Below are 19,715 nucleotides of genomic sequence, written 5' to 3'. Positions count from 1 at the left end.
TCACAGGGCCGTCCCGGCCCGGAAGCCGAACACCCAGGCGAGCAGCACGGCGGGGAATTGCGCGATGGCGCGGTTGTAGCGGGTCACGGCGTCGTTGAACTGTTGGGTGGCCGCCTGGACCTGGGCCAGCACCTGGGCCCGCACGGCGGCATGGGTCTCGGGCAGGCGCGGGCCGCCGAGGTCGTGCGCATCTTCGCGCTCGGCGCGGTCCCAGGCCATGGCGAGGACGTCGGTGGCGGTGCGCAGGGCCTCGATGCCCTGGGGGTCGAGCGGCCGGGCGCGGGCGCCGGCGAGGGTGGAAGCGAGCTGGTCGGTGGCAGCACGGACCTGGGCCCAGACCGGCGCGCTGCCGCGCGCACGGGCCGGGTCCTCGCCGTCGTCGGGCGGCAGGTCCTGCGCGAGCTGCAGGTGCCGCTGGAACTCGGCCTCGACGCTCGCGAATGCGGACTTCACCTCGCCGCGCAGGCGCACCAGCCGGTTGTAGGCGCCCACGCTCCAGAACAGGAGCACGGCCGGCAGGAGCCACATCAGGAGAGTCGTCATGGACCGGCGAGCTTACCAAGCCGCCAAAGAAGAACGCCCCGGGCCGGGCGGCACGGGGCGTTCCTCAGGAAGGCGCGGTGCGATTACTCGGCCGCGGAACCCTCGCCAGCCTCGGGCAGCACGCCCTCGGCATCGGCCGTGCCGGCCAGCTCGGTGGCTTCGGCCTCGGCGATGGCGCGGCGCTCGGCCTCGTCCATCTGGTCCTTGACCTTGCGGGCCTGGTGGTAGGCCATGCCGGTACCCGCCGGGATCAGGCGGCCGACGATGACGTTCTCCTTCAGGCCGCGCAGCTCGTCACGCTTGCCCATGATGGCCGCTTCGGTCAGCACGCGCGTGGTTTCCTGGAAGGAAGCCGCGGAGATGAACGAGTCGGTCGACAGCGAGGCCTTGGTGATGCCCAGCAGCAGGTTGCTGTAGGTCGCGGGGATCTTGTTGTCCTTCTGGAGCGCCTCGTTGGTGTTGAGGATCTCGGAGCGCTCGACCTGCTCGCCGGCGATGTAGCCGGACTCGCCCGGGTTCTCGACGACCACGCGACGCAGCATCTGGCGAACGATCACCTCGATGTGCTTGTCGTTGATCTTCACGCCCTGGAGTCGGTACACGTCCTGCACCTCGTCGACGATGTAGCGGGCCAGTTCTTCCATGCCCAGCAGGCGCAGGATGTCCTGCGGGTCGGCCGGGCCGTCGACCACGGATTCGCCCTTGTTCACCACCTGGCCTTCGTGCACCAGGATGTTCTTTTCCTTGGGCACGAGCTCTTCCCAGACCTTGCCTTCCGGATCGGTGATCTGCAGGCGGATCTTGCCCTTGGTCTCCTTGCCGAACGACACCGTGCCGGTCATCTCGGCCAGCACGCCCTTGTCCTTGGGCGAACGGGCTTCGAACAGCTCGGCCACGCGGGGCAGACCGCCGGTAATGTCGCGGGTCTTCTGGCCTTCGATCGGGATACGGGCCAGCACTTCGCCGGGGCCCACGTCCTGGCCGTCGCGCACCTGGATCAGCGCGCCCACCTGGAAGCCGATGGTCACCGAGTGGTCGGTGCCCGGGATCTTCACTTCCTGGTTGTTGGCGTCGATCAGCTTCACCTGCGGACGCACCACCTTGGCGGAGCCGCGGCGCTTCGGGTCGATCACGACCAGGGTCGACAGGCCGGTGACCTCGTCCACCTGCTTGGCGACGGTGAGGCCCTCTTCCACGTTCTCGAACTTCACCTTGCCGGCGAATTCCGTGATGATGGGTCGGGTCAGCGGGTCCCAGTTGGCCAGCACGGTGCCGGCCTTGATGGTCTGGTCGGCCTTGATAGCCAGGGTCGCGCCGTACGGCACCTTGTGGCGCTCGCGCTCGCGGCCGTGTTCGTCATGGATGACGATCTCGCCGGAACGGGCAATGACGACGAGCTCGCCCTTGCTGTTGGTCACGTAGCGCATCGTGCTGTTGAAGCCGATGACGCCGTTGGACTTGGCTTCCACGCTGGAGGCGATGGCGGCGCGCGAGGCGGCACCACCGATGTGGAAGGTACGCATGGTCAGCTGCGTGCCGGGTTCACCGATCGACTGCGCGGCGATCACGCCCACGGCCTCACCGGTGTTCACCAGGCCGCCGCGGCCCAGGTCGCGGCCGTAGCACTTGGCGCACAGGCCGAAGCGGGTGGCGCAGGTCAGCGCGGTGCGGACCTTGACCTCGTCGACGCCGGCAGCCTCGAGCTCCTCGATCGCGTCCTCGTCCAGCATATTGCCGGCGGGCACGATGACCGAGCGGTTCTCGGGGTGCAGCACGTCCTCGGCCGCGACACGGCCCAGGATACGGTCACGCAGCGACTCGATGACTTCACCACCCTCGACGATGGCGCGCATCAGCGAGCCGTCGGCGGTGCCGCAGTCCTCTTCGGTCACGACCAGGTCCTGGGTCACGTCGACCAGTCGGCGGGTCAGGTAGCCGGAGTTCGCGGTCTTCAGCGCCGTGTCGGCCAGGCCCTTACGGGCGCCGTGCGTGGAGATGAAGTACTGCAGCACGTTCAGGCCTTCACGGAAGTTCGCCGTGATGGGCGTCTCGATGATCGAGCCGTCCGGCTTGGCCATCAGGCCGCGCATGCCCGCCAGCTGGCGGATCTGGGCGGCGGAACCGCGGGCGCCGGAGTCGGCCATCATGTAGATGGAGTTGAACGACTCCTGCTCCACTTCCTTGCCGTTGCGGTCGGTGGTCTTTTCCTTGGCCAGCTGGGCCATCATGACCTTCGACACTTCGTCGCCGGCCTTGCCCCAGATGTCCACGACCTTGTTGTAGCGCTCGCCAGCGGTCACGAGACCGGAGACGTACTGCTGCTCGATCTCCTTCACCTCGGACTCGGCGCGGCCGATGATCTCGGACTTCTGCGGCGGCACCAGCATGTCGTCGATAGCGATCGAGATGCCGGCGCGGGTGGCCAGGCGGAAGCCGTTCTGCAGCAGCTTGTCGGCGAAGACCACGGTCTCCTTCAGGCCGCAACGGCGGAAGGAGGCGTTGATCAGGCGGCTGATCTCCTTCTTCTTCAGGGCCTTGTTCAGGTTGGAGAACGGCAGGCCCTTCGGCAGGATTTCGGACAGCAGGGCACGGCCCACGGTCGTGTCGACCAGCGAGGTGCTGGGCACGAACTCGCCGGTGGCCTTGTCCTTGGTCCACTCGACCAGGCGCACGGCGATCTTGGCGGTCAGTTCGACCACGCCGGCGTCCAGCGCGCGCTGCACTTCGGCGACGTCGGCGAAGACCATGCCTTCGCCCTTGCCGTTGATGCGTTCACGGGTGGTGTAGTACAGGCCCAGCACCACGTCCTGAGACGGCACGATGGAGGGCTCGCCGTTGGCGGGGAACAGCACGTTGTTGGAGGCCAGCATCAGCGTGCGGGCTTCCATCTGCGCTTCCACCGACAGCGGCACGTGGACGGCCATCTGGTCGCCGTCGAAGTCGGCGTTGAACGCCGCGCACACCAGCGGGTGCAGCTGGATGGCCTTGCCTTCAATCAGGATCGGCTCGAAGGCCTGGATGCCCAGGCGGTGCAGCGTGGGCGCCCGGTTCAGCATGACCGGGTGCTCCTTGATGACCTCTTCGAGGATGTCCCACACCACGGGGGTGCCGGATTCCACTTCCTTCTTCGCCGCCTTGATGGTGGTGGCGATGCCCATGGCTTCCAGGCGCGAGAAGATGAAGGGCTTGAACAGCTCCAGCGCCATCAGCTTGGGCAGGCCGCACTGGTGCAGCTTGAGGGTCGGGCCCACGGTAATGACCGAACGGCCGGAGTAGTCGACGCGCTTGCCCAGCAGGTTCTGGCGGAAGCGGCCGGACTTGCCCTTGATCATGTCGGCCAGGGACTTCAGGGCGCGCTTGTTGGCGCCCGTCATGGCCTTGCCGCGGCGGCCGTTGTCCAGCAGGGAGTCGACGGCTTCCTGGAGCATGCGCTTTTCGTTGCGCGCGATGATCTCGGGGGCCTTGAGTTCCAGCAGGCGCTTGAGGCGCGAGTTGCGGTTGATGACGCGGCGGTACAGGTCGTTCAGGTCGGAGGTCGCGAAGCGGCCGCCGTCCAGCGGCACCAGCGGACGCAGGTCCGGCGGCAGCACGGGCAGCACGTCCATCACCATCCAGTTCGGCTTGATGCCGGACTTCTTGAAGGCCTCGAGGACCTTCAGGCGCTTGGCGTTCTTCTTGACCTTGACTTCGGAGCCGGTGAGGTCGCCGCGCAGCTTCTCGATCTCGAGGTCGATGTCGATGCCTTCGAGCAGGTCCTTGATGCCCTCGGCGCCCATCTTGGCGATGAACTCGTCACCGAATTCCTTGCGCTTGGCGTCGTAGTCGTCCTCGGACATGATGCTGAACTTCTTCAGCGGAGTCATGCCGGGGTCGGTCACCACGTAGGCTTCGAAGTACAGCACGCGCTCGATGTCGCGCAGGGTCATGTCCAGCACCAGGCCCAGGCGGGACGGCAGGGACTTGAGGAACCAGATGTGGGCGCAGGGCGCGGCCAGGTCGATGTGGCCCATGCGCTCGCGGCGCACCTTGGTCTGCGTGACTTCAACGCCGCACTTCTCGCAGATCACGCCGCGGTGCTTCAGGCGCTTGTACTTGCCGCACAGGCACTCGTAGTCCTTGATGGGGCCGAAGATCTTCGCGCAGAACAGGCCGTCGCGCTCGGGCTTGAAGGTGCGGTAGTTGATCGTCTCGGGCTTCTTCACCTCACCGAAGGACCAGGAACGGATCTTCTCCGGCGAGGCCATGCCGATGCGGATGGCATCGAAATGCTCGTCCGGCGTGAATTGCTTGAACAGGTCGAGTAGCGATTTCATGACTCAATCCCTCTTTTCTTAGGAGCGTTCCAGTTCGATGTCGATACCGAGCGAGCGGATTTCCTTCACCAGCACGTTGAAGGATTCCGGCATGCCCGCATCGATGGCGTGCTCGCCCTTGACGATGGACTCGTACACCTTGGTACGGCCCTGCACGTCGTCGGACTTGACCGTGAGCATTTCCTGCAGGGTGTAGGAAGCGCCGTAGGCTTCCAGCGCCCACACTTCCATCTCGCCGAAACGCTGGCCGCCGAACTGGGCCTTGCCGCCCAGCGGCTGCTGGGTGACCAGGGAGTACGGGCCGGTGGAGCGCGCGTGCATCTTGTCGTCCACCAGGTGGTGCAGCTTCAGGAAGTGCATGTAGCCGATGGTGGTCGGACGCTCGAAGCGGTCGCCGGTGCGGCCGTCGTACAGGTAGGCCTGGGTGCGCGTGGGCGTCAGGCCCTTGGCCTGCGCGACCTCGTCGGGGTAGGCCAGTTTCAGCATCGCGCGGATCTCGTCCTCGGAGGCGCCGTCGAACACCGGGGTGGCGAAGGGCACGCCGGTGGTCAGCTCGCGGGCCATCTTCGTGACTTCCTCGTCCGACAGCTGCGACAGGTCTTCCTTGCGGCCGGAGCCGTTGTAGACCTGTTCCAGGAACTGGCGCAGTTCAGCCGCGCGGGACTCCTTCTGCAGCAGGTCGCCGATGCGCTGGCCGATGCCCTTGCCCGCCCAGCCCAGGTGCACTTCCAGCACCTGGCCGACGTTCATTCGCGAGGGCACGCCCAGCGGGTTCAGCACGATGTCGCAGGGGGTGCCGTCGGCCATGTAGGGCATGTCCTCGACCGGGACGATCTTGGAGACCACACCCTTGTTGCCGTGGCGGCCGGCCATCTTGTCGCCAGGCTGCAGGCGGCGCTTGACGGCCAGGTAGACCTTGACCATCTTCAGCACGCCGGCCGGCAGCTCGTCGCCTTGCGTGAGCTTCTTGCGCTTCTCTTCGAAGGCCAGGTCGAAGCTGTGGCGCTGCTGCTCGATCGAGTTCTTGATGGACTCGAGCTGCAGGGCGATGTCGTCTTCCGCCGGGCGGATGTCGAACCAGTGGTACTTCTCGATCGAGGACAGGTAGGCCTTGTCGATCTTGGTGCCCTTGGCCAGCTTCTGCGGACCGCCGTTGGCGACGCGGCCGGTCAGCAGCTTCTCGATACGGTCGAACGAGTCGGCCTCGACGATGCGCAGCTGGTCGTTCAGGTCCAGGCGGAAGCGCTTGAGTTCGTCGTCGATGATCTGCTGGGCGCGCTTGTCACGCTGGATGCCTTCGCGGGTGAAGACCTGCACGTCGATGACGGTGCCCTGCGAGCCCTGGTCCACGCGCAGCGAGGTGTCCTTCACGTCGGAAGCCTTCTCGCCGAAGATCGCGCGCAGCAGCTTCTCCTCGGGGGTGAGGGTGGTCTCGCCCTTCGGCGTGACCTTGCCCACCAGCACGTCGCCGGGTTGCACTTCGGCGCCGACGTAGATGATGCCGGACTCGTCCAGGCGGTTCAGCTGCTGCTCGGACAGGTTGGGGATGTCGCGGGTGATTTCCTCGGCGCCCAGCTTCGTGTCACGCGCCATGACCACCAGTTCCTCGATGTGGATCGAGGTGTAGCGGTCGTCGGCGACGACGCGCTCGGAGATCAGGATCGAGTCTTCGAAGTTGTAGCCGTTCCAGGGCATGAAGCCGATCAGCATGTTCTGGCCGATGGCGATCTCGCCCAGGTCGGTCGAGGCGCCGTCGGCCACCACGTCACCCTTGGCGATCTTGTCGCCGCGCTTGACGATGGGACGCTGGTGGATGTTGGTGTTCTGGTTGGAACGCTGGTACTTGATCAGGTTGTAGATGTCCACGCCGACTTCACCCGCCTGGGCTTCCTCGTCGTTGACACGCACCACCACACGGGTCGCGTCGACATAGTCGACCACGCCGCCGCGGCGGGCGGTGACCACGGTGCCGGAGTCGACCGCGGCGACGCGCTCGATGCCGGTGCCCACCAGGGGCTTCTCGGGACGCAGCACGGGCACGGCCTGGCGCGACATGTTGGCGCCCATCAGCGCGCGGTTCGCGTCGTCGTGCTCGAGGAACGGCACCAGCGAGGCGGCCACGGAGACGATCTGCGCGGGCGACACGTCCATGTACTGGACACGGTCGGCGCCGACCAGGATGGATTCACCCTTCTCACGGGCGGACACCAGCTCGCCGGTCAGGCGGCCTTCCTTGTCCAGGGTGGCGTTGGCCTGGGCGATGACGTACTTGCCTTCCTCGATGGCGGACAGGTAGTCGATCTCGTTGGTGACCTTGCCTTCCACCACGCGGCGGTACGGGGTCTCGATGAAGCCGTACTCGTTGAGGCGGGCGTACAGGGCCAACGAGTTGATCAGGCCGATGTTCGGGCCTTCAGGCGTTTCGATCGGGCAGACGCGGCCATAGTGGGTCACGTGCACGTCGCGCACCTCGAAGCCGGCACGCTCGCGGGTCAGACCGCCCGGGCCCAGGGCCGAGACGCGACGCTTGTGCGTGATTTCGGCCAGCGGGTTGGTCTGGTCCATGAACTGCGACAGCTGGGACGCGCCGAAGAACTCCTTCAGGGCCGCGGAAATCGGCTTGGAGTTGATCAGGTCGTGCGGCATCAGCGGCTCTTGCTCGGCCTGGCCCAGGCGCTCCTTCACGGCCTTCTCGATACGCGCCAGGCCGGTGCGGTACTGGTTCTCGGCCAGCTCGCCCACGCAGCGCACGCGGCGGTTGCCCAGGTGGTCGATGTCGTCGACTTCGCCACGGCCGTTGCGCAGGTCGACCAGGATCTTGACCACGGCGAGGATGTCCTCGTTGGTCAGGACCATCGGGCCGGTGGCCTCGTCACGGCCCACGCGGGCGTTGAACTTCATGCGGCCCACGCGCGACAGGTCGTACGTGTCCGGGTTGTAGAACAGGCGCTGGAACAGGGCCTGCACGGCGTCTTCCGTCGGCGGCTCGCCGGGGCGCATCATGCGGTAGATGGCCACGCGGGCGGCGAACTCGTCCACCGTCTCGTCGGTGCGCAGGGTCTGCGAGATGTACGGGCCCTGGTCCAGTTCGTTCGTGTAGATGACCTGAAGGTCCTGCACGCCGGCCGAGCGCAGCTTCTTCAGCAGGGCTTCGGTCAGCTCGTCGTTCGCCTTGGCGATGATCTCGCCGGTGTCGGCGTCGACGATGTTGCGGGCCACGACGCGGCCGATCAGGAAGTCTTCCGGCACGCTGATGTGCGTGGTGCCGCCCTGCTCGAGCTCACGGGTGTGGCGCGCGGTGATGCGCTTGTCCTTGGCGACGACGACCTTGCCGGACTTGTCGGTGATGTCGAAGCGGGCCACTTCGCCGCGCAGGCGCTCGGAGACGAACTCCATCTGCGCGCCGCTGTCCATGAGGCGGAAGTTGTCGTTGACGAAGAAGTTGGCCAGGATGGATTCCGGCGTCAGGCCGATGGCCTTCAGCAGGATGGTGACCGGCATCTTGCGGCGGCGGTCGACGCGGAAGTACAGCAGGTCCTTGGGGTCGAACTCGAAGTCGAGCCAGGAGCCGCGGTACGGAATGATGCGCGCGGAGAACAGCAGCTTGCCCGAGCTGTGCGTCTTGCCCTTGTCATGCTCGAAGAACACGCCGGGGGAGCGGTGCAGCTGCGAGACGATCACGCGCTCGGTGCCGTTGATGATGAACGAGCCCTTGTCGGTCATCAGGGGCACTTCGCCCATGTAGACCTCTTGCTCCTTGACTTCCTTGACGACCTTGGAAGAAGGCGTGGAGGACTCGCGGTCGTAGATGATCAGCTGGACCTTGGCGCGCACGGCCGAGGAGAAGGTCAGGCCACGGGTCTGGCACTCACGCACATCGAACGCCGGCTTGGCCAGGTTGTACTCGATGAACTTCATCTCCACGAAGCCGTTGTGGGAGACGATCGGGAAGGCGGCGTCGAAGGCGGCCTGCAGGCCTTCCACGGTACGTTTCTGGGGGGTGACGTCGGCCTGCAGGAAGGCGGTGTAGGCGTCCTTCTGCATCTGCAGCAGGTACGGGACTTCCAGCACGCTGTCGCGGCTGCCGAAGCTTTTGCGGATGCGCTTGCGTTCGGTGTAAGAGTAGGCCATGAGATCTCCGGGCTATTGAGCTCTTGCGCAACTGTCTGGTCGAGGGCCTGGGGTGGTCCAGGTCTCGACCGGCTTGGCGGGTTGGCCACTACCAACCATGGCGGACGGCGATGCATTGCACATCGCCCGAACCAAGGCGTCTCCTGCAGTCGGGGTCAGAAGACACTCGCAAAGACCGCGGCCTCCGGGTGCCGGGGCGGCATTTGCGGGTGCATTCTGGATGCTTCCCAGAAGCACCAAAGGCTGGAGGCCCTTTGGGGAGCCTCCAGCCTCGGGCGCGGAGCGAATTACTTCAGCTCGGCCTTGGCGCCGGCTTCCACCAGCTTCTTCAGGGCGGCTTCGGCGTCGGCCTTGGCGATGCCTTCCTTCACGTTCTTCGGGGCGCCGTCGACCAGGTCCTTGGCTTCCTTCAGGCCCAGACCGGTGATTTCGCGCACGGCCTTGATGACGGACACCTTGTTGGCGCCGGCGTCGGTCAGGACGACGTTGAACTCGGTCTTCTCTTCAGCGGCGGCAGCAGCACCACCAGCGGCACCACCGGCGGCCGGAGCGGCCATGGCGGCGGCGGACACGCCGAACTTCTCTTCGATGGCCTTGACCAGGTCGTTGAGTTCCAGGACGGTCATGCTGTCCAGGGCGGTCAGGAAAGCGTCTTTATCGAATGCCATTTTGATATTTCCTAAATATGTTGGTTACGAGGGGCGGCTGCTTGCTTAAGCAGCAGCGGGCGCTTCGGCGCCTTCGCCCTTCTTGGCTGCCAGGGCGCCCAGGACCACCGCGGTGCGGGAGATGGGCGACATGAGCAGGCCGCACAGCTGGGCCAGCAGAACTTCCTTGGAGGGAATGTTCGCCAGGGCCTTCACGCCGTTGACGTCCAGGGCCTTGCCCGCGAACGCGCCGCCACGAATGACCAGCTTGTCGTTGGTCTTGGCGAAGTCGGCCACCACCTTGGCGGCAGACACAGCGTCCACGGAGAAGCCGTAGATCAGCGGACCGGTCATCTGGTCGGCGACCACTTCGAAGCTGGAACCGGCGACCGCACGGCGGGCCAGGGTGTTCTTCAGAACACTCAGGTTCACGCCTTTGGCACGCGCTTCGTTGCGCAGCTTCGTCATGTCGGCGACCGTGATGCCGCGGTATTCCGCAATCACCAGCGTTTGAGCTTGGGCGGCGAGGCCGGTCACTTCTTCAATGACCGCTTGTTTCTCACTGCGATTCAGACTCAAGGTCTACTCCTTCAAATGTGCCGTCCGGTTTGCACCTTCCGGCACGCCTTTCTTGCAGCGACCAACCGTATTTGGAAATTTTTTTATCCATCTGCGGCGGGATCGCCATCTGCGCTGGCTTTCACCGATTAAGCGCACTCGCGTGCGCGCCAGCGGTCTTTGATGGCCTGCCAGGCTCCTGCCCGTTTCCGGGATGGTCCCCGGCAGCCCACCACACCCGGCCACCGTTGCCGGCAGCCAGGAATTTCTTCTCGCGATTACGCCGAGATGGACTGGGTGTCGACGCGAACGCCCACGCCCATGGTCGAGGACACAGCCACCTTGCGCAGGTAGATGCCCTTGGACGTGGCCGGCTTGGCCTTGTTCAGGGCGTCGATCAGCGCCGCCAGGTTGCCCTGGAGCTTGTCGGCGTCGAACGAACGACGGCCGATGGTGCCGTGGATGATGCCGGCCTTGTCGACGCGGAACTGGACCTGGCCAGCCTTGGCGTTCTTGACGGCGGTGGCGACGTCCGGGGTCACGGTGCCGACCTTGGGGTTCGGCATCAGGCCGCGCGGGCCCAGGATCTGGCCCAGCGTACCCACGACGCGCATGGCGTCGGGAGCAGCGATGACCACGTCGAAGGGCATGTCGCCGGCCTTGACCATGGCGGCCAGGTCGTCCATGCCGACCACGTCGGCGCCAGCGGCCTTGGCTTCGTCAGCCTTGGCACCCTGGGCGAACACGGCGACGCGCTTGGTCTTGCCGGTGCCATGGGGCAGCACGACGGCGCCACGGACCACCTGGTCCGACTTCTTGGCGTCGATGCCCAGCTGCACGGCCACGTCGATGGACTCATCGAACTTGGCGGTGGCGGCTTCCTTGACGATGGCCAGGGCGTCGGCCAGGGCGTACAGCTTGGTGCTGTCGACCTTGCCCTGCAGGGCTTTTTGCTTCTTGGTCAGCTTGGCCATGATTACAGACCCTCCACCGTGACGCCCATGGAACGGGCGGAACCGGCCAGCGTGCGCACGGCGGCGTCGATGCTGGCAGCGTTCATGTCCTTGATCTTGCCCTTGGCGATTTCTTCCAGTTGGGCGCGCGTGATCTTGCCGACCTTGTCGCTGTGCGGCTTGGAGGAGCCCTTGTCCAGCTTGATGGCCTTCTTGATCAGGACCGTCGCGGGCGGGGTCTTGATGACGAAGGTGAAGCTCTTGTCCGCGAAGGCGGTGATGACCACCGGCAGCGGCAGACCCGGCTCGACGCCTTGGGTCTGGGCGTTGAACGCCTTGCAGAACTCCATGATGTTCAGGCCGCGCTGACCCAGCGCAGGACCGATCGGGGGCGACGGGTTGGCCTTACCAGCCGGCACTTGCAGCTTGATAAAACCGACGATTTTCTTCGCCATGTTTTTTTCTCCTTACGGGTAGTAGCGCCTGACCGTCAGGCCAGGCTCCCCGGGGTTGAGGCTCTGTCTTCTTGAAACCTGCGCCGAGCCGGGAAAGCGCAGGTCGTGAAACGGGGGCCGCGCCCGCCCAGGTCTTGCCGACCCGGCGGACAGGCGACGCTCAGGTCTTCTCGACCTGGGAGAACTCGAGCTCCACCGGGGTGGCACGACCGAAGATCGTGACCGACACGCGGACCTTGCTCTTTTCGTAGTTGACTTCCTCGACGGTGCCGTTGAAGTCGGTGAAGGGGCCTTCCTTGACGCGCACGTACTCGCCGACGGTGAACTCCACCTTGTGGCGCGGCTTGTCGACACCCTCTTCCATCTGGCCGAGGATCTTGGCGACCTCGTCTTCGGAGATGGGGGCCGGGCGGTTCTTGGCGCCGCCGACGAAACCGGTGACCTTGTTGGTGTGCTTCACCAGGTGCCAGGTGTCGTCGTTCATGACCATCTGCACCAGCACATAGCCGGGGTAGAAGCGGCGCTCCGAAGTGCGCTTCTGGCCATTCTTGATCTCGACGACTTCCTCGGTCGGAACCAGGATCTCGCCGAACAGGTCCTGCATCCCGGCGCGGTTGATGCGCTCGCGGATGTTGCGCTCGACGGCCTTTTCCATGCCCGAATAGGCATGGACCACGTACCAGCGCAGGTCGGGGTTGACGGGCTTGGCGGCGGGAGCCGAAGCGTCCTGCGTCACGGCTTGGGAGATGTCGTTCTCGCTCACGGGTTACCTCCAGCGCAGGATGAGGTCATAGAAGACCCATTCGATCGTCTTGTCGGTGACCCACAGGAAGATGGCCATGACCAGCACGAAGGCGAACACGTACGCCGTCATCTGCATGGATTCCTTGCGGGTGGGCCACACCACCTTCTTGACCTCGCGCAGGGCCTCGCGACCGAAGGCGATCAGCTGCTTGCCGGTCTCGGCCGTGAAGAACACGGCGGCGGCAGCAACCAGCCCCAGCAGCAGCGCGCCCCATTGGGCGATGGCGCCTTGCTTGGCAAGCAGGTAGAAGGCCACGAGGCTGGCAATCACCAGCGCAGCAGCCACCGCGAGCCTGGCCTTGTCGGCGCCCGTGCTGACGGTTTCAACTTGAGAAGTGGCCATGGAAGGCGTTTTCCTGCTTCAGGTTCTTCGGTGCCTTGAAGGCACCAAACCCGCCGGGGCGCGGCGGGTTGGTTTTTGCATCACCTTGCGGTGAGCCGGGGGCCACTCAGGTGGCAGGGGCAGTAGGAATCGAACCTACAACCTTCGGTTTTGGAGACCGACGCTCTGCCAATTGAGCTATACCCCTACTGGAATCACTCCATGATCTTGGCAACGACGCCGGCGCCGACGGTCTTGCCGCCTTCGCGGATGGCGAAGCGCAGACCTTCTTCCATGGCGATCGGGGCGATCAGCTTGACGGTGATCGTCACGTTGTCGCCGGGCATGACCATTTCCTTGTCCTTCGGCAGCTCGATCGCGCCGGTCACGTCCGTGGTGCGGAAGTAGAACTGGGGACGGTAGTTGTTGAAGAACGGCGTGTGGCGGCCACCCTCGTCCTTGGACAGCACGTACACCTCGGCGGTGAAGTGCGTGTGCGGCTTGATGGAGCCGGGCTTGCACAGCACCTGGCCGCGCTCGACTTCTTCACGCTTGGTGCCGCGCAGCAGGATACCCACATTGTCGCCAGCCTGGCCCTGGTCCAGCAGCTTGCGGAACATTTCCACGCCCGTGCAGGTGGTCTTCAGGGTCGGCTTGATACCGACGATCTCGATTTCCTCGCCGACCTTGATGATGCCGCGCTCGACGCGACCGGTCACCACGGTGCCGCGGCCAGAGATCGAGAACACGTCTTCCACCGGCATCAGGAACGCGCCGTCAACCGCACGCTCAGGCGTGGGGATGTAGGAGTCCAGGGCCTCGGCCAGCTTCAGGATCGCGCCTTCGCCCAGCTCGCCCTTGTCGCCTTCCATCGCCAGCTTGGCCGAACCCTTGATGATCGGGGTGTCGTCGCCAGGGAAGTCGTACTTGGACAGCAGCTCGCGCACTTCCATCTCCACCAGCTCGAGCAGCTCGGCGTCGTCGACCATGTCGCACTTGTTCAGGAAGACGATGATGTAGGGCACGCCCACCTGGCGGGCCAGCAGGATGTGCTCACGGGTCTGGGGCATCGGGCCGTCAGCGGCCGAGCACACCAGGATGGCGCCGTCCATCTGGGCAGCGCCGGTGATCATGTTCTTGACGTAGTCGGCGTGGCCAGGGCAGTCCACGTGGGCGTAGTGGCGGTTGGCCGTCTCGTACTCGACGTGGGCGGTGTTGATCGTGATGCCGCGAGCCTTCTCTTCCGGGGCCGCATCGATCTGGTCGTAGGCCTTGGCTTCGCCGCCGAACTTGGTGGCCAGCACGGTGGTGATCGCCGCCGTCAGGGTGGTCTTGCCGTGGTCCACGTGGCCAATGGTGCCCACGTTCACGTGCGGCTTGGTCCGCTCGAATTTACCTTTTGCCATTTTTTTCGCCCTTCGAAAGAGATAGCTAGACGATCACAACTGAAATTGGTGCCCTTGGCGGGAATCGGACCCGCGACCTCTCCCTTACCAAGGGAGTGCTCTACCACTGAGCCACAAGGGCGAAATTCTTTTCGCTGCGCAACCTGATCGATGGAGCGGGAGACGGGAATCGAACCCGCGTCATTAGCTTGGAAGGCTAAGGTTCTACCATTGAACTACTCCCGCATCGGGCGAAGCTCTTTGGGCCCTCGGCAGGCTTCCTGGCGCTACCACTCAATCAGTTCACACTTTCTCGCTGTCGCAACTTCCGAAGAAATCGCTGGTGGAGGAGGCTGGATTCGAACCAGCGTAGGCGTAAGCCAACAGATTTACAGTCTGCCCCCTTTAGCCACTCGGGCACCCCTCCGCGAGGAACCTCGAACTATAGCACGGTTTTGCGCAGTAGCCGAAGTGCTCTTCGAAGAATTTGCGACGAAGACCGCTATTGTGCCAAACAAACCGTGACATTCCCAAGGCGGACCGCATCAGGCTGAAGAAAATCTTGGCCATGGACGCCGACACCGGCCCCGGACCGAAGACCCTCAACCTCGCGTTGCAGGGCGGCGGCTCGCACGGGGCCTTCACCTGGGGCGTGCTCGACGCGCTGCTGGCGGACCGTCGCATCGCCATCGAGGGCCTGTCCGGCACCAGCGCCGGCGCGGTGAATGCGGTGGCCCTGGCCAGCGGGTGGGCCACCGCGAAAGGCGATCGCCGCGTCGCCGCGCGCGAGGCGCTGGCGAGGCTGTGGGACGAGGTCGGCAGCTGGGGCGCGCTCGGCTCGCTGCAGGACCGCATGGCCCGTGCGCTGTGGGGCGGCGACGGTGCGCCATGGGGCCTGCCGAACCCATGGGCGCAGGCCGTCACCGGCCTGCTGTCGCCCTACCAGACGAATCCGCTGGACATCAACCCGCTGCGAGACCTGCTGCAGCGGCGCATCGACTTCACTGCACTGCGCCGCGCGGGCGTGCCGCGCGTGTTCGTCTCGGCCACGCACGTGGCCACCGGCAAGGCGGTGATCTTCAGCGGCGCCGCGCTCACGCGCGATGCGGTGGCGGCCTCGGCCTGCCTGCCCACGCTGTTCCAGGCCGTGCGCATCGGCGGGCAGGCGTACTGGGACGGCGGCTATGCGGTGAACCCGCCGCTGACGCCCCTGATCGCGTCGGGGCGGCATGACGACATCCTCGTCGTCCAGATCAACCCGCTGCGGCGCGACGGCCTGCCCGACACGGCCAGCCGGATCGCGGACCGCATGAACGAGCTGACCTTCAACGCGAGCCTGCTGGCGCAGATGCGCGGCATCGACAAGATCAACCGCCTGATCGAGGGCGGGCACATGGTGCCGGGGCACTGCAAGTCGGTGCGGCTGCACCGCGTGGATGGCGGGGCCGCGCTGCTGGCGTACACCGCGGCGAGCAAGGCCGACACCGACCCTGCCCTGATCCGCGACCTGTTCCACATCGGGCAGGACGCGGGCCGCCAGTGGCTGGTCCTGCATGCCGACGACATCGGCGTGCGCGGCACGGTCGACGTGGCCGCGGACTACGAAGACGACACGCGCATCGACTGGCCTTCGGCCTGCGCGCCGCCGGCCGAGGGCGCGACGGTGCGCGAGCGCGGGTTCAGGCCGTGGCTGGGGCGCCTGCTCGGACGCGGACGGGAGGGCGGGAACGGCCAGGCGCCGTGAATGGATCCGGCGCGTCCGCCGGCCACGCAGCGCCCGGGATGCAGACCCCCAGGCGCTTCAGATGACGCCCGCGACCCCGCGCGCAGCCAGCCACTCGCGGGCCCGCACGAACTGGCCGCTGCCGATGAAGGGCGCTGGCCCGCGCGTGGCCGACAGCGGCGAGGGATGGTTGGACTGGACCACCAGCACCTCGCGCCCATGCGCGAGGGCCTGGGACTCGATGAGGCCGGCCTTGGCCTGCGCGTGCGCGCCCCAGAGGAAGTAGACGCAGGGCGAGGCGGTGGCGGCGACGCGCGCGATGAGGGCGTCGGTGAGCACTTCCCAGCCCTTCTTCGCATGGCTGGCGGGCTGGCCCTCCTCGACGGTGAGGCTGGTGTTCAGGAGCAGCACGCCGCGCTGCGCCCAGGCGACCAGCGAGCCGTCGGCGGGCTTCACGCCCAGCTCCTTGAAGATGTTCCGCAGCGACGGCGGCAGCCTCACGCCGGGCGCGACGGAGAAGGCCAGCCCCTGCGCCTGGCCCAGGCCGTGGTACGGGTCCTGGCCCAGGATGACGGCGCGCACCGAGGCCAGCGGCGTAAGCTCGAGCGCCCGGAACGGCTGCGGCGGGAAGACGGTCGCGCCTGCGTCGAGGCGCGCGCGGATGAACGCGCCGAGCGAGCGGCCGGTGGGGCTGTCGAGGAAGGCGTCGACCACCGGCCTCCAGTCGGGCGCGACGGGCCAGTGGTGCGGGTCCCAGTCCTGCAGGCGGTCGGCGGCGCCGGAGGCGAAGAGGTCCGGCGTCACCGGGCTCACCCGAACAGGGCCGCGAGCGCCTCGCCCGGCTCGGGCGCGCGCATGAAGGCCTCGCCGACCAGGAAGGCGTTGACGTTGGCGGCGCGCATCTTCTGCACATCGGCCTTGGAGAGGATGCCGGACTCGGTGACCAGCAGGCGGTCGGCCGGCACGCGGGGCAGCAGCCCCAGCGTGGTGTCCAGCGAGACCTCGAAGGTGCGCAGGTTGCGGTTGTTGATGCCCACCAGCGGGGTCTTGAGCTTCAGCGCGCGATCGAGCTCGTCGCCATCGTGCACCTCGACGAGGACGGCCATGTCCAGGCCGCGTGCGATGGCCTCGAGGTCGGCCATCTGCGCATCGGAGAGGCAGGCCGCGATCAGCAGGATGCAGTCGGCGCCCATGGCCCGGGCCTCGTAGACCTGGTAGGGATCGACCATGAAGTCCTTGCGCAGCACCGGCAGGTCGCACGAGGCGCGGGCCTGCTTCAGGTAGTCGGGCTGCCCCTGGAAGAACTGGCGGTCGGTCAGCACCGAGAGACAGGCCGCGCCGTGCTCGGCGTAGCTCTGGGCGATGTCGGCGGGGATGAAGTCGGCGCGTAGCACGCCCTTGCTGGGACTGGCCTTCTTGACCTCGGCGATCACGGCGGGCAGGCCGGCGGCGATCTTGCGCCGCAGGGCGCCCTCGAAGTCGCGCGTGAGCACGCGGCTCTCGGCGTCGGCGCGAATGGACTCGAGCGAGACCTTCTTCTTCGCGGCGGCGATTTCCTCGTGCTTGACGGCAACGATCTTGTTCAGGATGTCAGACATGGGATTCAGGCCTTGTGTTGTGCGGCGACTTCGACGAGGCGCGCGAGCTTGGCGCGCGCGGCGCCGCTTTCGATGGCGGCGCGGGCCTTGTCGATGCCGGCCTTCATGGTGTCCGCGACGTTCGCCGCGTACAGCGCGACGCCCGCATTGAGCAGGACGATGTCGCGCGCCGGGCCGGGCCGGTTGTCCAGCACGTCCAGCAGCATCTGGCGGGACTGCTCGGGCGTCTCGACCTTGAGCGCGCGGTTGCTCGCCATCGCGAAGCCGAAGTCCTCGGGATGGATCTCGTACTCGGTGACCTGGCCGTCCCGGAGCTCGCCCACCAGGGTGGCGGCGCCCAGGCTCACTTCGTCCATGCCGTCGCGCCCGTAGACCACCAGCGCGTGCTCGGCGCCCAGGCGCTGCAGCGCGCGCACCTGGATGCCCACCAGGTCGGGGTGGAACACGCCCATGAGGATGTTCGGGGCGCCGGCGGGATTGGTCAGCGGGCCGAGGATGTTGAAGAGGGTGCGCACGCCCAGCTCCTTGCGCACCGGCGCGACGTTCTTCATCGCGGGGTGGTGGTTGGGGGCGAACATGAAGCCGATGCCGGTCTCCTGCACGCAGCGGCTGATGGCCTCGGGCGGGAGGTTGATGTTGACGCCCAGGCTCTCGAGCACGTCGGCGCTGCCGGACTTGCTGCTCACGCTGCGCCCGCCATGCTTGGAGACCTTGGCGCCCGCGGCGGCGGCCACGAACATCGAGCAGGTGGAGATGTTGAAGGTGTGCGAGCCGTCGCCGCCGGTGCCGACGATGTCGACCAGGTGGGTCTTGTCGGCCACGTGGACCTTGGTGGAGAACTCGCGCATCACCTGCGCGGCGGCAGTGATCTCGCCGATGGTCTCCTTCTTCACGCGCAGGCCGGTGACGATGGCCGCGGTCATGACGGGCGAGAGCTCGCCGCTCATGATCAGGCGCATCAGGTGCAGCATCTCGTCGTGGAAGATCTCGCGGTGCTCGATGGTGCGCTGGAGGGCTTCCTGGGGGGTGATGGGCATGGGGTGTTCCTTTCCCGTCAGCGGGTCGGGGGTTCGGAGAGGGCGAGCTTGAGGCCGAAGGCGACGAACAGCGCGCCGGCGGCGCGTTCGAGCCCGTGCAGGCTGCGGCGGACCGCGCCGACGCGGCGCGCCAGCCACGCGGCCGCGACGGCCCAGCCGGCGCAGACCCACAGCGCGTTGAAGTCGAACAACAGCCCCAGCAGCAGGAAGGCCAGGGTCTTGTCCTGCACCTGCGGCCCGATGAACTGGGGCAGGAAGGCCAGGAAGAACAGGGCCACCTTGGGGTTGAGGGCGTTGGTGGCAAAGCCTTGCCAGAACACGCGGCGCAGGTCCGCGGGTACCGGTGCGGCGCCGGCCTGGGGCAGGTCCAGCGGCGCGGGCGAGCGGCTCAGGAGCGCGCGCACGCCGATGTACACCAGGTAGGCCGCGCCGACCCACTTGAGGACGGTGAAGGCGGAGGCCGAGGCCGCGACCAGGGCGCTCACGCCCACCGCACCGGCCACGATGTGGACCATGCAGCCGGCGCAGATGCCCGCCGCCGCCACCAGGCCCGCGCGGGCACCGCTGCGCAGGGCGTGGGAGACGATCAGCAGGACATCGGGCCCCGGCGTGAGGTTCAGGAGCAGGCCGGCGACGATGAACAGCAGGAGCTGGTCGATCGGCATGGCAGCCTCAGCGCTGGTCCAGGAAGTTCTTCAGCATCGCGTGCCCGTGCTCGGTGAGGATGGACTCGGGATGGAACTGCACGCCCTGGATGGGGAGCTCGCGATGGCGCACGCCCATGATCTCGCCGTCTTCGGTCCAGGCGGTGGTCACCAGCTCCTTGGGGCAGGTGCTGCGCTCGATGGCCAGCGAGTGGTAGCGGTTCACGGTGAAGCGCGCCGGCAGGTCGGCGAAGACGCCTTCCTGCGTGGTCGTGATCTCGCTGGTCTTGCCGTGCATCAGCTGCTGCGCGCGAATGATGTTGCCGCCGAAGGCCGCGCCGATGCTCTGGTGGCCCAGGCACACGCCCAGGATCGGCAGCCTGCCGGCGAAGTGCCGGATCGCCTCGACCGAGATGCCGGCCTCGGCGGGCGAGCAGGGCCCGGGGGAGATCACGAGGCGGTCGGCGCCGCGCGCCGCGACGCCCTCGAGGGTGATCTCGTCGTTGCGGAACACCTCCACCTGCGCGCCGAGTTCGCCGAAGTACTGCACCAGGTTGTAGGTGAAGCTGTCGTAGTTGTCGATCATCACGAGCTTCATGGCG

The 19,715-nt window shown here is 66.6% G+C and carries 16 protein-coding genes and 4 tRNA genes; 1 reads left to right on the top strand and 19 read right to left on the bottom strand.

From position 1 onward, the window contains the following. The 14 genes from ACFQZY_RS10355 to ACFQZY_RS10290 all read right to left on the bottom strand — a co-directional run bounded on the left by ACFQZY_RS10355 (position 1) and on the right by ACFQZY_RS10290 (position 14,538). Positions 1 to 543: a LemA family protein gene (locus ACFQZY_RS10355; protein WP_377415544.1), complete on the bottom strand. Its 543-nt coding sequence runs from the start codon at positions 541 to 543 to the stop codon at positions 1 to 3. Between the two features lie 83 nt (positions 544 to 626). After that, the gene (gene rpoC, locus ACFQZY_RS10350; RefSeq protein ID WP_377415543.1) at positions 627 to 4,856 is read right to left on the bottom strand and encodes a DNA-directed RNA polymerase subunit beta'; all 4,230 of its coding nucleotides are present in this window, start codon (positions 4,854 to 4,856) and stop codon (positions 627 to 629) included. A gap of 18 nt (positions 4,857 to 4,874) precedes the next feature. Continuing rightward, complete coding sequence (rpoB, locus tag ACFQZY_RS10345; RefSeq protein WP_377415542.1) at positions 4,875 to 8,987, bottom strand: DNA-directed RNA polymerase subunit beta; 4,113 nt, start codon at positions 8,985 to 8,987, stop codon at positions 4,875 to 4,877. Positions 8,988 to 9,274: 287 nt separating this feature from the next. Beyond that, positions 9,275 to 9,655 (bottom strand): 50S ribosomal protein L7/L12, encoded by a 381-nt coding sequence (rplL, locus tag ACFQZY_RS10340; RefSeq protein ID WP_377415541.1) that lies wholly within the window; start codon positions 9,653 to 9,655, stop codon positions 9,275 to 9,277. Between the two features lie 45 nt (positions 9,656 to 9,700). Next, positions 9,701 to 10,213 carry a 50S ribosomal protein L10 gene (gene rplJ / locus ACFQZY_RS10335; protein WP_377415540.1) on the bottom strand — a complete coding sequence of 171 codons (513 nt, stop codon included), beginning with the start codon at positions 10,211 to 10,213 and terminating at the stop codon, positions 9,701 to 9,703. A 257-nt stretch (positions 10,214 to 10,470) separates the two neighbouring features. Continuing rightward, a complete protein-coding gene (gene rplA, locus ACFQZY_RS10330) occupies positions 10,471 to 11,166 on the bottom strand; it encodes a 50S ribosomal protein L1 (RefSeq protein WP_377415539.1) in 696 nt (231 codons plus the stop codon). A 2-nt stretch (positions 11,167 to 11,168) separates the two neighbouring features. Further along, positions 11,169 to 11,600 (bottom strand): 50S ribosomal protein L11, encoded by a 432-nt coding sequence (rplK, locus tag ACFQZY_RS10325; protein WP_377415538.1) that lies wholly within the window; start codon positions 11,598 to 11,600, stop codon positions 11,169 to 11,171. Between the two features lie 160 nt (positions 11,601 to 11,760). Further along, positions 11,761 to 12,348, bottom strand: coding sequence for a transcription termination/antitermination protein NusG (nusG, locus tag ACFQZY_RS10320; RefSeq protein WP_377415559.1), 588 nt, complete (start codon positions 12,346 to 12,348; stop codon positions 11,761 to 11,763). A gap of 18 nt (positions 12,349 to 12,366) precedes the next feature. Further along, positions 12,367 to 12,747 (bottom strand): preprotein translocase subunit SecE, encoded by a 381-nt coding sequence (gene secE, locus ACFQZY_RS10315; RefSeq protein ID WP_377415537.1) that lies wholly within the window; start codon positions 12,745 to 12,747, stop codon positions 12,367 to 12,369. A 111-nt stretch (positions 12,748 to 12,858) separates the two neighbouring features. Then, positions 12,859 to 12,934, bottom strand: a tRNA-Trp gene (locus ACFQZY_RS10310). A 7-nt stretch (positions 12,935 to 12,941) separates the two neighbouring features. After that, complete coding sequence (gene tuf, locus ACFQZY_RS10305; protein WP_377415386.1) at positions 12,942 to 14,132, bottom strand: elongation factor Tu; 1,191 nt, start codon at positions 14,130 to 14,132, stop codon at positions 12,942 to 12,944. A 46-nt stretch (positions 14,133 to 14,178) separates the two neighbouring features. Beyond that, positions 14,179 to 14,253: transfer RNA gene (locus ACFQZY_RS10300), tRNA-Thr, on the bottom strand. Positions 14,254 to 14,283: 30 nt separating this feature from the next. Beyond that, a tRNA-Gly gene (locus ACFQZY_RS10295) sits at positions 14,284 to 14,357 on the bottom strand. A gap of 95 nt (positions 14,358 to 14,452) precedes the next feature. Next, a tRNA-Tyr gene (locus ACFQZY_RS10290) sits at positions 14,453 to 14,538 on the bottom strand. A 141-nt stretch (positions 14,539 to 14,679) separates the two neighbouring features. Between ACFQZY_RS10290 and ACFQZY_RS10285 the strand changes: the two genes are divergently transcribed. Next, positions 14,680 to 15,855, top strand: a complete 1,176-nt coding sequence (locus tag ACFQZY_RS10285) for a patatin-like phospholipase family protein (RefSeq protein WP_377415536.1) — start codon at positions 14,680 to 14,682, stop codon at positions 15,853 to 15,855. Positions 15,856 to 15,912: 57 nt separating this feature from the next. On the opposite strand, the gene ACFQZY_RS10280 is transcribed toward ACFQZY_RS10285, so the two are convergent. The 5 genes from ACFQZY_RS10280 to ACFQZY_RS10260 are packed head-to-tail and all read right to left on the bottom strand — an operon-like array spanning position 15,913 to position 19,711. Beyond that, positions 15,913 to 16,647, bottom strand: coding sequence for a uracil-DNA glycosylase (locus ACFQZY_RS10280; protein WP_377415535.1), 735 nt, complete (start codon positions 16,645 to 16,647; stop codon positions 15,913 to 15,915). Beyond that, complete coding sequence (gene trpC / locus ACFQZY_RS10275) at positions 16,644 to 17,432, bottom strand: indole-3-glycerol phosphate synthase TrpC (RefSeq protein ID WP_377415534.1); 789 nt, start codon at positions 17,430 to 17,432, stop codon at positions 16,644 to 16,646. The genes ACFQZY_RS10280 and trpC overlap by 4 nt, the downstream gene beginning before the upstream one ends. Before the next feature lie 5 nt (positions 17,433 to 17,437). Then, positions 17,438 to 18,469 (bottom strand): anthranilate phosphoribosyltransferase, encoded by a 1,032-nt coding sequence (gene trpD / locus ACFQZY_RS10270; protein ID WP_377415533.1) that lies wholly within the window; start codon positions 18,467 to 18,469, stop codon positions 17,438 to 17,440. A gap of 17 nt (positions 18,470 to 18,486) precedes the next feature. Next, the gene (locus ACFQZY_RS10265) at positions 18,487 to 19,134 is read right to left on the bottom strand and encodes a LysE family translocator (RefSeq protein WP_377415532.1); all 648 of its coding nucleotides are present in this window, start codon (positions 19,132 to 19,134) and stop codon (positions 18,487 to 18,489) included. A gap of 7 nt (positions 19,135 to 19,141) precedes the next feature. Then, positions 19,142 to 19,711 carry an anthranilate synthase component II gene (locus ACFQZY_RS10260; protein ID WP_377415531.1) on the bottom strand — a complete coding sequence of 190 codons (570 nt, stop codon included), beginning with the start codon at positions 19,709 to 19,711 and terminating at the stop codon, positions 19,142 to 19,144. Between the last annotated feature and the right edge of the window lie 4 nt (positions 19,712 to 19,715).

The organism is Ramlibacter sp. GCM10027632, from assembly GCF_042675325.1.
Lineage (GTDB): Bacteria > Pseudomonadota > Gammaproteobacteria > Burkholderiales > Burkholderiaceae_C > Ramlibacter.
Note: the sequence above shows the minus strand (reverse complement) of the source record. Positions and strands in the feature narration are given on the sequence as shown.

Coding starts and splice junctions, on each gene's coding strand:
- ACFQZY_RS10355 (WP_377415544.1), bottom strand. CDS start 543: ATGACGACTCTCCTGATGTGGCTCCTGCCGGCCGTGCTCCTGTTCTGG.
- rpoC (WP_377415543.1), bottom strand. CDS start 4,856: ATGAAATCGCTACTCGACCTGTTCAAGCAATTCACGCCGGACGAGCAT.
- rpoB (WP_377415542.1), bottom strand. CDS start 8,987: ATGGCCTACTCTTACACCGAACGCAAGCGCATCCGCAAAAGCTTCGGC.
- rplL (WP_377415541.1), bottom strand. CDS start 9,655: ATGGCATTCGATAAAGACGCTTTCCTGACCGCCCTGGACAGCATGACC.
- rplA (WP_377415539.1), bottom strand. CDS start 11,166: ATGGCCAAGCTGACCAAGAAGCAAAAAGCCCTGCAGGGCAAGGTCGAC.
- rplK (WP_377415538.1), bottom strand. CDS start 11,600: ATGGCGAAGAAAATCGTCGGTTTTATCAAGCTGCAAGTGCCGGCTGGT.
- secE (WP_377415537.1), bottom strand. CDS start 12,747: ATGGCCACTTCTCAAGTTGAAACCGTCAGCACGGGCGCCGACAAGGCC.
- tuf (WP_377415386.1), bottom strand. CDS start 14,132: ATGGCAAAAGGTAAATTCGAGCGGACCAAGCCGCACGTGAACGTGGGC.
- ACFQZY_RS10285 (WP_377415536.1), top strand. CDS start 14,680: ATGGACGCCGACACCGGCCCCGGACCGAAGACCCTCAACCTCGCGTTG.
- trpC (WP_377415534.1), bottom strand. CDS start 17,432: ATGTCTGACATCCTGAACAAGATCGTTGCCGTCAAGCACGAGGAAATC.
- trpD (WP_377415533.1), bottom strand. CDS start 18,469: ATGCCCATCACCCCCCAGGAAGCCCTCCAGCGCACCATCGAGCACCGC.
- ACFQZY_RS10265 (WP_377415532.1), bottom strand. CDS start 19,134: ATGCCGATCGACCAGCTCCTGCTGTTCATCGTCGCCGGCCTGCTCCTG.
- ACFQZY_RS10260 (WP_377415531.1), bottom strand. CDS start 19,711: ATGAAGCTCGTGATGATCGACAACTACGACAGCTTCACCTACAACCTG.